This is a genomic window from Kitasatospora sp. NPDC056531 (assembly GCF_042794375.1).
Lineage (GTDB): Bacteria > Actinomycetota > Actinomycetes > Streptomycetales > Streptomycetaceae > Kitasatospora.
On record NZ_JBHTTU010000090.1, the window covers coordinates 15,693 to 26,877 of the forward strand.

The window sequence follows — 11,185 nt, forward strand, 5'->3', positions numbered from 1 at the left end:
CTGCCTTGCCGCTTCCGCGAGTGGGTCTTTCGGCGGTTCGGGCCGCCGCTTCCTCCCCCCTCGCTCCTCTCCTCCCCCCCCCCCGCTCCCGTTCTGCTCGCATGCGCCGTCACCCGTTCGAGTGAGTTGGCGGTGCGCCAACTGCGCTATCGCGCGATCATGCGTCCCCGTGCCCGGACGGCGGCCTATCCTCCTGACGGACGCTCACCGTCGGTACCCCCGGCGCGCTGAGGCAACACGGGCCCGGACGGCGGGGAGGTCGAGATCGCTACCGACAGTGGAGGCGCGACCCTGCCGCAGGGGGCGGCGCGCTACCTGGTGGCCGTCCCGGTGGCGGCGCTGTGCTGTCTGCTGCCGCTGCTGCCGCAGGCCGTGACCGCCGGGGTGCCGCGCTGGCTCGGCCACCCGGTGGACTGGCCCAAGGTCGGACTGCTGGCCTTCCTGCACGGCTGCTGGGAGTCGCTCGCCCAGGGCCTGCCCACCCCCTGCTCGCTCCTGGTGCGCCGGTTGCTGCGCCGCCCCGCGCGCACCGAGCGCGCCCCCGCCCGGCCCGGGGTGAACGCCTTCTTCCCGGTGCTGTTCGCCGGGGTGCTGATGCTCCCGCCGGCCGCCGCCGCCCTGGTCGCCGCCCCCGCCGCGCTGCTCGGCGGCCCGACCGGGCCCGGCTGCCGCCGGCGCCAGCTGTTCAACGGCTCGCAGCTCGCGCTGTGCGCCTTCGCCTCCTCCGCCGCCTTCCACCTGCTGCGCGGCCCGCAGCTGCTGCTCGGCTCCCGCTTCCCGGCCGCGCTCGTGCCCGGCTTCGTCGCCGTCGCCACGTTCTGCCTGGTCAACGGGGCGGTGGTGGGGGTGATGGTGATGCTCAGCGAGGGCCGCGGGCCCGGGGTGGTGCTGCGCGGCGCCTGCTCGGTGTGCGGGCTGCCGGTGCTGGTGCACGCGGCCGGCGGACTGATGGTGTCGGTGCTCTGGCAGGGCCCGTACGGGGCGTTCGCCGCGCTGCTGGCGCTGCTGCCGCTGTCCATCTCCGCCTGGGTGTTCGCCCAGGGCCAGCGCGAGCGGGACGCCCACCAGGCCACCGTGCAGTCGCTGGTGCAGGCCGTGGAGATCAAGGACGCGTACACCCGCGGGCACAGCGAACGGGTCGGCCGGGCCTCGGTGCTGATCGCCACTCAGCTCGGCATGGAGGCCGAGCGGCTGCGCACCCTGCGCTTCGCCGGGATCCTGCACGACGTCGGCAAGCTGGGGGTGGCCACCGAGCTGCTGCGCAGAAACGGTCCCCTCAGCGAGGACGAACGCCGGGCCGTGGAGGTCCACCCGGTGTACGGGTACGAGCTGGTGCGCGGGATCGACTTCCTCGGCGAGGCGCACGCCGGGATCCTGCACCACCACGAGCGGATGGACGGGCGCGGCTACCCCAGCGGGCTGGCCGGCGAGCAGATCCCCGAGTTCGCCCGGATCATCTCGGTCGCCGACGCCTTCGACTCGATGACCTCCACCCGCTCCTACCGGCGCGGGCGCCCGGTCGCCGAGGCGGTGGCCGAGCTGGAGCGCTGCTCGGGCAGCCAGTTCGACCCGGTGATGGTGCGCGCCCTGATCGACGCGCTGGCCGCGCACGACTGGCAGCCGGTGGTGTGCTCCGAGGACTGCGTACGGGCCGTCCCGGACATCCCGCTCGGGGTGCCCGAGCCGGTGCGGGCCGCGCCCGGCCGGGTGCCCGCCCAGGGCGGGACCGTCCACGCGGCCGGGCAGCCGTGACGGGCCCCGGCCGGGCCGGCTGCGGTCGTAAGGGGCTCGGTCGTGCGACGTCCGGCGGTACGGGGTCCGGTCGAACGGGGTCCGGCCGTGCGGCCCGCGGGCGCACCGCCCGCGCGGTGCACACGGCCGCCGCCGTGCTGCTGGCGCTCGCGCTCGGCGCGGTCGCGCTGCGCGGGGTCGCGGAGCCGGGGGTCGCGCTGGCGTTCACCGCGCTGATCGCGCTCGGCGAGTGCGTCCGGATCACCCTTCCGGGCGACCGCGAGCAGGCGCCCATCGGTGCGGCCGGTGCGCTGGCGTACGCCCTGCTCGGACCGCTGCGCGGGGTGCCGACCGCGCACGGCACCCTCCAGGTGGTCGCGGTGACCGGGGCCGGTCTGCTGCTGGCCTGGCTGCCCGGCCTCGCCCTGCCGCACCGCCCCGAGCGCCCGCACCGGCGCCCGCCCTGGGTCGACCCGGCCCGCCGGGACGGCGCCGCCCGCCGACTGCTCGCGGTCGGCTTCGCCGCCACCGTCTTCCAGCCGCTGTACAACGGCGGCCTGGTCGACCGCTTCTCGCCCGAGGGCCCGACCTACGGGGCGTTCCTGACCGCCGTCGCCGCGCTGGCCGCGCTCTGCGACGCCACCCTGGCGGCGCTGCTGCGCTGCGATACGACAGGCCCCGAGAGCGGGCTGCGGTTCCCGGCGGCGCTGGAGGACGAGCTGCGCTCGCTGTTCGGGATCGGCTCGGCGATCGTCGCCACCGGGATGCTGGTCAGCCTCGCGGCCGGCGAGGTGGGGCTGTGGGCGCTGCCGCTGTTCTGCACCCCGCTGCTGCTCGCCCAGGTGTCCTTCCGGCGGGCCGCCGCCGTTCGGGCCACCACCGGGCAGACCATCGCGAGCCTGGCCCGGGCCACCGAGGTGGCCGGCTACACCCCGCACGGGCACGCGCGCAGGGTCGCGGACACGGCGTGCGCGCTCGGCCGCGAGCTGGGGCTGGGCACCCGCGAGCTCGCCCTGCTGGAGTACGCGGCGCTGATGCACGACGTCGGCCAGCTGTCCCTGGTCGAGCCGGTACCGGACGGCGCCACCGCGCTGCTGCCCTGCGACGAGCAGCAGCGGATCGCCCGCCTCGGCAGCGAGGTGATCCGCCGCACCGGGGTGCCCAGGCGGGTCGCCGAGCAGGTCGCCCGGCTGGCCGATCCCTGCTCCGGGCCGGTCGGCGGCGAGCGCCCGGTGCCGCTCGCAGCCCGGATCATCCGGGTCGCCAACGCGCACGACGACCTGCTGACCGCGGCCCGCGGCCGGGGCGTCGGCGAGGCGGTGGGGCGGCTGGAGGCGCTGGAGGTGCTGCGGCTGGGCCGCGGCCGGGTCTACGACGCCCGGGTGGTGGACGCCCTGGCTAGGGTCGGCGGGCAGGTGCGCGGCTGAGCCCGTCCCGTCCGCAACCGTCCCGTTCGTGGATCGAGGCCCGCTCGGCCTCGGGTCGGGCCCGTGCGTCCAGGGGTTGAGGAGGCGCGCTCCGGCGGGCAGGCTGGGGAGGGGCGGGCCCCAACCTCGGCGGTGGGGAGCGCGGGCGGGGGCGGGCGTGGTTGGATGCGGTCGTAGCGTGGAACACCGACCCGGGGCACCGGGACCCGGACCCCGTCGAGGACGGGACGGGCCCGTCGGTCACGGGACTTGAGCGGACGACGACGGCAGGGACGAACGTGAGGATCTTCCACCGGGCACGGCACCGGCCGTCCGCCACCTGGCGGCAGACGACCGATCGGGCCTTCACGCTGATCGGCGACGGCCGCTACGAGGACGCCGGCGCCCTGCTGGTGATGGCCGCCGACCTGGAGCCCTGGCTGTCCGACTCCTGGTTCAACCTCGCCCTGCTGCACAAGTTCCGCCGGGACTGGGAGCAGGCCCGCTCGGCCGGCCTGCGCGCCGTCGCCCTGCTGGACCGCGAGCACGGCGCCCCCGACTGGTGGAACCTCGGCATCACCGCCACCGCCCTGCAGGACTGGCCGCTGGCCCGCCGCGCCTGGCAGGCGTACGGGCTCAGGCTGCCCGGCGGCCCCGGCGTGGACGGCCCGGTCAGCCTGGACCTCGGCACCACCCCGGTGCGGCTGTCCCCGGACGGCGAGTCCGAGGTGGTGTGGGGCCGGCGCCTGGACCCGGCCCGGATCGAGGTGCTGTCCATCCCGCTGCCCTCCTCCGGCCGCCGCTGGGGCGAGGTGGTGCTGCACGACGGCGCCCCGCACGGCGAGCGGGTCACCGACGGCGTCGCCTACCCGGTGTTCGACGAGATCGAGCTGTGGGCACCCTCCCCGGTGCCGACCTACGTGGTGCTGCTGCAGGCCGCCACTTCAGGCGACCGGGACGCCCTGGAGCGGCTGGTCGCCGAGGCCGGCTACGCCGCCGAGGACTGGACCTCCTCGGTGCGGCTGCTGTGCCGGGCCTGTTCGGAGAGCCGGATGGCCTCCGACGACGGCATCGTCGCCCACCACGACCCGCACGACGACGGCGACGCCGCCCACCCCGGCCACCTCAGCCACCTCAGCCAGGGCGGCGCGGCCGGGATGTCCTGGCTGGTCGAGCGCGAGTGCGGGATCGCAGCCCCGGCGAACCTGGTCCGCACCCTGCTGGACCGCTGGGTCGCGGCCGCCCCGGGAACCCGGGCTTACCGGGATCTCGAAGAAGTGTGCTGAGTACCCTGGTGAGGTACGCGTAGACCTATGGAAGCGGAAGACATGGCGGAGCAGCACGACCACGAGCACGAGCACGACGTGGAGGGGGCGGCGCCCGAGGCCCCCGCGAAGGTGATCGGTGAGGAGCCCGACCTCAGCAAGGGCACCGCACGCCCGATCACCGTGGTCGGCAACCCCGTCCTGCACCGCGAGGTCAAGGACGTCACCGCGTTCGACGGCGAACTGTCCGCGCTGATCGACGACATGTTCCAGTCGATGTACGCCGCCGAGGGCGTGGGCCTGGCCGCCAACCAGATCGGCGTGGACCTCAAGGTCTTCGTCTACGACTGCCCGGACGACGAGGGCGTGCGCCACATCGGCCACGTGATCAACCCGCAGCTGGAGGAGTACCCGGCCGACCGCCGCCGGGTGCTCGACGACGGCAACGAGGGCTGCCTGTCCGTTCCGACCGCGTACGCCGAGCTGCCGCGCCCGGACTACGCGGCCGTGACCGGCGTCGACAAGGACGGCACGCCGATCCGGGTCGAGGGCACCGGCTTCTTCGCCCGCTGCCTCCAGCACGAGACCGACCACCTGTACGGCACCCTCTACATCGACAAGCTGTCGAAGCGGGACCGCAAGGACGCCCTGAAGCAGATGGCCGAGGGCACCGCGAAGTACGCGACGGTGCCGAACGAGTAAGGCCTGATGGTCAGTCGGAGGCCGGTGCGGAGCGATCCGCACCGGCCTTCGTGCCGTGGTCCGCGGCAAGGGGGTCAGTCGGGGAGGAACTGCGAGGCGTGAACCGGCAGTACTTTCGGTTGATCGTGGGCGTAATGATGTGAGGTTGTGGGCGGAATCTGACATTCCCCCGCAAAGCCCTGCTCGTTGGTTCTGCAAGCGATTTATTTCGGACATGACGTGTCGCGTGGTGCCCGAAAAGGCACTGTCGGGCCGACTCTGTCGCGCGCTATAAAAATCCATGTACATATCAATGTTGCATTGAAGGGGAGTTTCGCAACCGTGAAGCGTGTCACCCGCGCCGGCATCGCCCTGGGCTTCGCCGCCGCCACCGCCGCCCTGTCCATTGCCCCGGCCCAGGCCGCCACCCCGGCCCCGGGTAGCACCCAGTTGCTGTGCGTCGGTACCCCGACGCCGGCCGGGTACGTCGACATCGGGTGGACTTTCCCGGGATGCTGGAACTGGATCGCCCCCTCAAAGATGGTCGAGCTGGTCGACGGCTTCCCGGTCGGCACCCAGGTGACCGCCTGTGCCGACACCCCGATTCCGGCGGGCTGGACCATCGAGAATTCCTATGTCCGCCCCACCTACACCTCCTGCGTAAAGGTTAACGGGGTCGACACGGTTACGCTCCAGCGCACCTCCTGACGTCCGGGCGGGCGGCTCGGTGGTTCGCTGAGCTCGCGGCTTGGAGGTCGCAGGTTCGTCCTGCTCGACAGTGCGGACAGGCCCGGCATGCACGGCATGCCGGGCCTGTCTGTTTTCTGTTTCTCCCCCGGATTTCCGCCCTCCTGGCGTTCACTCCGGATGCCGTCGAATTGGAAGCGTATCTGTGAGTGGGCGTGCAAATCCTATTGTCGGCGCACGCACTCCTCGCCCGCCTCGACGAGTCGCCGGACCACTCCGGGACACCCTGGGGGTGTGGTCCTCGGCCGTGACGAGTGCAGCCGGCCGACGACGAGCGCGTCGGTCGCGGGGCCGAGGACGACAGGGGGTGGGGGCGTCCCTGGTCGCCCGATGGGGTCCTGTCGGGCTGAGCCGCGACCGGCAGTAATTCCGGTTGATCGTAGGCGTAATCGTGTGAGGTTATGCGTTCGAAAGCCGACATTCCCCCGCGAAGCCTTGTCCGCTGATTCTGCAAGCGATTTTTTTCGGACATGACGTGTTGCGCGGTGACGGAAAAGGCGCTGTCGGGCCGGCTCTGTCGCGCGCTATAAAAATCCATGTACATATCAATGTTGCATTGAAGGGGAGTTTCGCAACCATGAAGCGCGTCACCCGCGCCGGCATCGCCCTGGGCTTCGCCGCCGCCACCGCCGCCCTGTCCATCAATCCGGCCCAGGCCGCCACCCCGGCGCCGGGTAGCACCCAGCAGCTGTGCCTCGGTACCCCGACGCCGCCCGGGTACGTCGAAATCGGGTGGGGCTACAGCTGCTGGATGGACTGGATCGGCCCCTCTGTGAAGACGGTCGAGCTGGTCGACGGCTTCCCGATCGGTACCCAGGTGACCGCCTGTGCCAACACCCCGATTCCGGCGGGCTGGACCATCGAGAAGTCCTATGTCGCCACCTTCACCTTCTGTCCGTCCGTCAACGGGGTCGACACGGTTACGCTCCAGCGCACCTCCTGACGTCCGAGCGGGCGGCTCGGTGGTTCGCTGAGCTCACGGCTTGGAGGCCGCAGGTTCGTCCTGCTCGACAGTGGGGACAGGTCCGGCATGCACGGTGCATGCCGGGCCTGTCCGCTTTTTGTTCCCTGGATTTCCGCAGCGTCTTCGCCGAGCGGCTGCGCGCGGACGGCGTCCGCCCGGACGTCCTCGTCAACAACGCCGGTGTGCTGGCGCCGCCACGGACGCTCAGCGCGCAGGGGCACGAGCTCCAGTTCGCCGCCAACCACCTCGGCCACTTCGCGACCGGGTTGCTGTTCGACCTGCTGGCGGGGGGCGCGGACCCCGGGTGGTCACGGTCAGCTCGGCCAACCACCGGCAGGGGCGGATCTTCTTCGACGATCTCTCCGGCGAGCGTAGGTACTCGCCGATGGGCTACTACAACCGGTCCAAGCTGGCCAACGCCGTCTTCGGGTACGAGCTCCACCGGCGCCTCAGCACGGCCGGCAGCCCGGTCCGCATCATCGTGTGGCGGTGGGGGTGCGGCGGCGGGTTGGTGGAACAGGAGGCCCGGGGAGGAACGGACGCGATGGGTGCTCGACCCGCTGGTGGGGGTCGGGCCTTTGCGGTTCGGGATGAGCCCTGACCAGGTCAAGGCGGCTCTGGACGGGGCGGTCGCCGGCGTCTCCCGAGGCTCGGGGGACTGTTCGTCCTGGCAGCGGTACGGCGACACGGGCGTGACCGCGATCTACGGGCCGGGGCCGCGTCTCGACGCGATGTCCGGACCGCCGGTGCGGCTTCGGGACGTCGAACTGATCGCCCGGGCGCCGTCCGAGGTGGGTGCGGACCTCCGTGAACTCGCCCGTCGGGAGGGCTTGCCGGTCCGGGTGAACCGGAGCGGTGACCCGGAGGTGGCCGCATGAGGAGTGTCCATGGGATCCGAGGAGGACCACGGCTGAGGGCGGTCACGGAACCGCACTCGGCCCGGCCGCGAACGCGAGGTACGCGGCCGGCTGTGTGCTCGGCCGCGTACCTCGTGACAGCGCTTGTCAGTTGGTCTTGAAGGCGTCGGAGCCGATGGTGGACCAGCTGCTCCAGGGGGTGCCGTTGGTGCTGTAGGCGTGGGAGACGACGCCGTTGGCGCCGAGGGCGAACACCTCGGCGGTGTTGGTGTTGGGCTCGAAGACGGCGGAGGGGGTGCCGGTGAACTGCCAGGTGCCCATGCTGTTCCAGGCGGACCAGGTGCCGTTGTTGTAGTACTTGTGGTTCAGGACGCCGTCGGTGCCGATGCCGAAGACCTCGACGGACTTGGCGCCGGCGTTGTAGACGACGTTGGGGGTGCCCTTGAAGTGGTAGACGGTGTCGAGGGTGTCCCAGGCGGACCAGGGGGCGGCGTTGGTGCTGTAGGCGTGGGACATGACGCCGTCCGTGCCGATCGCGAAGACCTCGGCGGTGTTGTTGCCCGTGTTGTACACGGCGGACGGGCTGCCGGTGAAGCGGAATCCGTTGTCGAGGGTGGTCCAGGCGGACCAGGGGCTGCCGTTGGTGCTGTAGGCGTGGTTCATGATGCCGTCGGTGCCGATCGCGAAGACCTCGGCGGTGTTGGTGGCGGGCTCGAAGACGACGGAGGGAGAGCCGGAGAAGGTGTAGGAGCTGTTGAGGGTCGTCCAGTCGCTCCACGCGGTGCCGCTGGTGTAGTAGGCGTGGTTCATGCGGCCGTCGGAGCCGATGCCGAAGAGCTCGATCGACTTGGTGGCGGTGTTGTAGACGGCGGCGGGGTCGCCGCCGAACGTGTAGGTGCCGATGGCGGTCCACGCGCTCCACGGGGCGGCGCTGGTGCTGTACGAGTGGTACATCTTCCCGTCGGTGCCGATCGCGAAGACCTCCTCGGTCTTCGTGTCGGGGTTGTAGACGACCGCCGGCTTGGACACGAAGTTCCCGCCCAGCGACGACCAGGAGCTCCAGGCGCCCCCGTTGGTGCTGTAGGCGTGGTACATCGCACCGTTGGTTCCGACCGAGAACGCCTCGGCGGTGGCGGTGTCCGGGTTGTACACGCTCCACCCGGCCGGCGCGGAGGCGGCGGGCGCCGGGGCCGGCGCGGGGTCGTCGACGATGTTGTTGTAGCGCAGGGCGGTGTAGTAGCTGGTGGGCCAGCCTTCGAGGCTGGAGCTGTTGATGTTCGCCGAGGTCGGGCCGTGGGTCGGGTTGTGGCTGTTGCTCTCGGCGTAGTAGGTGAAGTCACCGTTCGACTGGTTGGTCCAGTTGGCGAACAGGAAGGTGTGCTCGGCGGTGTAGTCGAGCGCGTCGCCCGACTTCAGCTGGGAGAAGCTGATCTTGGTCGAGACGTTCGGCAGGGTCTGGGTGACCAGGCTGTCGGTCAGGTGCCAGGCCATGGAGACGTAGCCGGAGCAGTCCTCGCGGTAGGTGCCGTTGGCGTCGCTCTTGTACGCCCCCTGGTTGTAGGGGACGCCCTCGTCGACCCAGCTCTGGGCGCGGGCCAGCACCTCGCTGCGGGTGATGGTGCCGCCCGCGGTCGAGGCGGCCTGCGCCGGGGCGGCCGCCGTGAACAGGGTGACGCCGACGCCGGCGGCGACGAGGGTGGCGAGCGAGCGGGCGGCAGTGCGGGAGACGCGGGACATGGAGGGGTTCCTTCTCGGTGTCGGATGGTGGTGAAGTCGAGTGGTGAGCGCGCCGCTCAGGGGCGCTGCTCGGCTGCCGCGGGCGCGGTGCCCAGCTGGGCGGCCAGGTTGGTCAGGGTGGCCTGGTCGTCGGCCGCCGTCAGCGCGCCGGCCCCGGGGGTGCCGGCGGGGACGGCGAACTGCAGGACCGTCAGATCGTTCCGGTGGCGGACCAGGTAGATGTGGCCGGTCTGCGGGCCGGGCGCGGACATCCCGGCGACGGCGGACCACTGCCGCGAGAAGGCGCTGCCCTCGGCGGTTGTCGCCGTCGCGGCGACCTGGGCGTCCTGCGACAGCTTCGCCGCGCTCTGCAGGGCGCGGGACTGCTGCTGGCACGCGTTCATGGCGTTCAGGGCGTCCGTGTACGCCTGCTGGGCCGTCGCGGCGTCGGTGAAGGTGAACGTGTCCTGGATGGCCGGGGTCTTGAAACTGCTGACGTAGCCCTGCTGCTGCCAGGTCGCTGCGCCCTTGACGGCTGCGCACTCGTTGAGGCGCACATCGTGGGTGGCGGGCTGGGTGTGGGGCTGCGCGATCGGCTTCCAGGCGGCAGCGGCGTTGTCGGGCAGTTGCGCGGGCGGCAGGGGCGCGGGCGCGGCCACCGGCACCCGGCCGGTCTGCTGGGGGGCGGCGGCCGTACCCGGTGCGGGAGAGGCCGGCCGCGCTGCGGCGGCACCGGTGACTGTCGGCCGGTCGGCGGGTGTCTGCGGCGCCGGTTCGGCGGGTCCGGACGGTCCGGACGGTGCGTCGGTCGGCGTCGTGGCCGGCGTCGTGGCCGGGGTGGACGGTGTTGCCGGGGCGGACGGGGATGCCGCGGACGGCACCGGGGCCGGTGTGCCGGCGGGCGCCGCCGCCGAGGCCTGGGCGCCGGTGTCGAGGCCGGCCCAGGCGAATCCGCCGGCGGCGACGGCGCACAGCGCGACGGCGGCGCGGACGAGAGTCGAGGTCTTGGTGGCCACAGGGGTTCTCCTGGGTCGGGCGCGGACAGGCGGTTGGGCGTCAGGGCGGTGGCTGTGAAGGGCGGTGCGGATGACTCGCTCAGGACGTGTGCGAGGGTCGGTGCCGCGGCAGGAAGGCGGTGAATTGAGCGAGGCCCCGGGGTTCGTGGTGTAGGCCCGGGCGCCAGCCGGACGATGCCGGGTCGAACGGTGCCGGGCCGGGCGGGCGTGGTGCTCAGCCGGTGGTGACGCCCTCGTGTGCCGTGAGCGGTTCCGGCGACAGGTAGCGCCGGTTGAGCCAGGGCGAGGCCTGGTGGCTCCGGGCGATCAGGGCGTGGGCGCGCTGGAGGGCGCTGGGTGCGTCGGGGGAGTCCAGGGTCAGCAGGTAGAGCAGGAGGTCGACCCGTCCGGATTCGGGACGTGCGTTGACGTGCTGGAGCCCGTCGCCGGGCGCGGAGTGGGCCCACAGGGCGTCCACGATCTCGGCTTCGCGGTTCGACTGGACGCCGTCCTCGGACTGCCGGGCGGTCAGGCTGGCGTAGATGATCTCCATGACCGGCTCATCCGCCCCAGCTGAGGCTCTCCTGGGACACCGCCGGGGCGGGGGCGCCGACCGTGGCCGCCATGGCGGCGGAGGGCACGAGGGCGATTGCGGTGAGGGCGACGGGGGCGACCGCGGCGGCCTGGGCGATACGGGTGCGGAGCACGGTGGGAGTCCTTCGGCTGCAGATGGGTGTGGCTGTCCTGTACCGGTAGGGCGCCCCGCGGTTGGCGCTTCGTCCGGTTGCCGCCCGGGGTCTCTCCCTGGCGGCGATGAACAGCT

11 protein-coding genes and 1 pseudogene are annotated in these 11,185 nt (G+C 72.4%); 8 read left to right on the forward strand and 4 right to left on the reverse strand.

From position 1 onward, the window contains the following. Window positions 1-318 precede the first annotated feature (318 nt). The 8 genes and pseudogenes from ACFQ87_RS37640 to ACFQ87_RS37675 all read left to right on the forward strand — a co-directional run bounded on the left by ACFQ87_RS37640 (window position 319) and on the right by ACFQ87_RS37675 (window position 7,672). Window positions 319-1,752 carry an HD-GYP domain-containing protein gene (locus ACFQ87_RS37640; protein ID WP_380615446.1) on the forward strand — a complete coding sequence of 478 codons (1,434 nt, stop codon included), beginning with the start codon at window positions 319-321 and terminating at the stop codon, window positions 1,750-1,752. Between the two features lie 116 nt (window positions 1,753-1,868). After that, a complete protein-coding gene (locus tag ACFQ87_RS37645) occupies window positions 1,869-3,158 on the forward strand; it encodes an HD-GYP domain-containing protein (protein WP_380615447.1) in 1,290 nt (429 codons plus the stop codon). Between the two features lie 278 nt (window positions 3,159-3,436). Then, on the forward strand, window positions 3,437-4,423 hold the full coding sequence (locus tag ACFQ87_RS37650; protein WP_380615448.1) for a tetratricopeptide repeat protein: 987 nt from the start codon (window positions 3,437-3,439) through the stop codon (window positions 4,421-4,423). A 27-nt stretch (window positions 4,424-4,450) separates the two neighbouring features. Further along, window positions 4,451-5,104 (forward strand): peptide deformylase, encoded by a 654-nt coding sequence (gene def / locus ACFQ87_RS37655; RefSeq protein ID WP_380615449.1) that lies wholly within the window; start codon window positions 4,451-4,453, stop codon window positions 5,102-5,104. 321 nt (window positions 5,105-5,425) lie between these two features. After that, window positions 5,426-5,791 carry a hypothetical protein gene (locus tag ACFQ87_RS37660; RefSeq protein WP_380615450.1) on the forward strand — a complete coding sequence of 122 codons (366 nt, stop codon included), beginning with the start codon at window positions 5,426-5,428 and terminating at the stop codon, window positions 5,789-5,791. Between the two features lie 616 nt (window positions 5,792-6,407). Next, window positions 6,408-6,773: a hypothetical protein gene (locus ACFQ87_RS37665; RefSeq protein WP_380615451.1), complete on the forward strand. Its 366-nt coding sequence runs from the start codon at window positions 6,408-6,410 to the stop codon at window positions 6,771-6,773. A 143-nt stretch (window positions 6,774-6,916) separates the two neighbouring features. After that, window positions 6,917-7,278 (forward strand): annotated as a pseudogene (locus tag ACFQ87_RS37670) (short-chain dehydrogenase); the annotation flags it as partial. 106 nt (window positions 7,279-7,384) lie between these two features. Then, on the forward strand, window positions 7,385-7,672 hold the full coding sequence (locus ACFQ87_RS37675) for a hypothetical protein (protein ID WP_380615452.1): 288 nt from the start codon (window positions 7,385-7,387) through the stop codon (window positions 7,670-7,672). 126 nt (window positions 7,673-7,798) lie between these two features. Here ACFQ87_RS37675 and ACFQ87_RS37680 read toward each other — a convergent pair whose 3' ends face one another. From ACFQ87_RS37680 to ACFQ87_RS37695, 4 genes are all read right to left on the reverse strand, one after another. Beyond that, window positions 7,799-9,388: a hypothetical protein gene (locus ACFQ87_RS37680; protein WP_380615453.1), complete on the reverse strand. Its 1,590-nt coding sequence runs from the start codon at window positions 9,386-9,388 to the stop codon at window positions 7,799-7,801. 56 nt (window positions 9,389-9,444) lie between these two features. Further along, a complete protein-coding gene (locus tag ACFQ87_RS37685) occupies window positions 9,445-10,383 on the reverse strand; it encodes a hypothetical protein (RefSeq protein ID WP_380615454.1) in 939 nt (312 codons plus the stop codon). Window positions 10,384-10,597: 214 nt separating this feature from the next. Further along, window positions 10,598-10,915: a hypothetical protein gene (locus ACFQ87_RS37690; protein WP_380615455.1), complete on the reverse strand. Its 318-nt coding sequence runs from the start codon at window positions 10,913-10,915 to the stop codon at window positions 10,598-10,600. A gap of 7 nt (window positions 10,916-10,922) precedes the next feature. Next, a complete protein-coding gene (locus ACFQ87_RS37695) occupies window positions 10,923-11,069 on the reverse strand; it encodes a hypothetical protein (RefSeq protein WP_380615456.1) in 147 nt (48 codons plus the stop codon). Between the last annotated feature and the right edge of the window lie 116 nt (window positions 11,070-11,185).

Coding starts and splice junctions, on each gene's coding strand:
- ACFQ87_RS37675 (WP_380615452.1), top strand. CDS start 7,385: ATGAGCCCTGACCAGGTCAAGGCGGCTCTGGACGGGGCGGTCGCCGGC.
- ACFQ87_RS37680 (WP_380615453.1), bottom strand. CDS start 9,388: ATGTCCCGCGTCTCCCGCACTGCCGCCCGCTCGCTCGCCACCCTCGTC.
- ACFQ87_RS37690 (WP_380615455.1), bottom strand. CDS start 10,915: ATGGAGATCATCTACGCCAGCCTGACCGCCCGGCAGTCCGAGGACGGC.
- def (WP_380615449.1), top strand. CDS start 4,451: ATGGAAGCGGAAGACATGGCGGAGCAGCACGACCACGAGCACGAGCAC.
- ACFQ87_RS37665 (WP_380615451.1), top strand. CDS start 6,408: ATGAAGCGCGTCACCCGCGCCGGCATCGCCCTGGGCTTCGCCGCCGCC.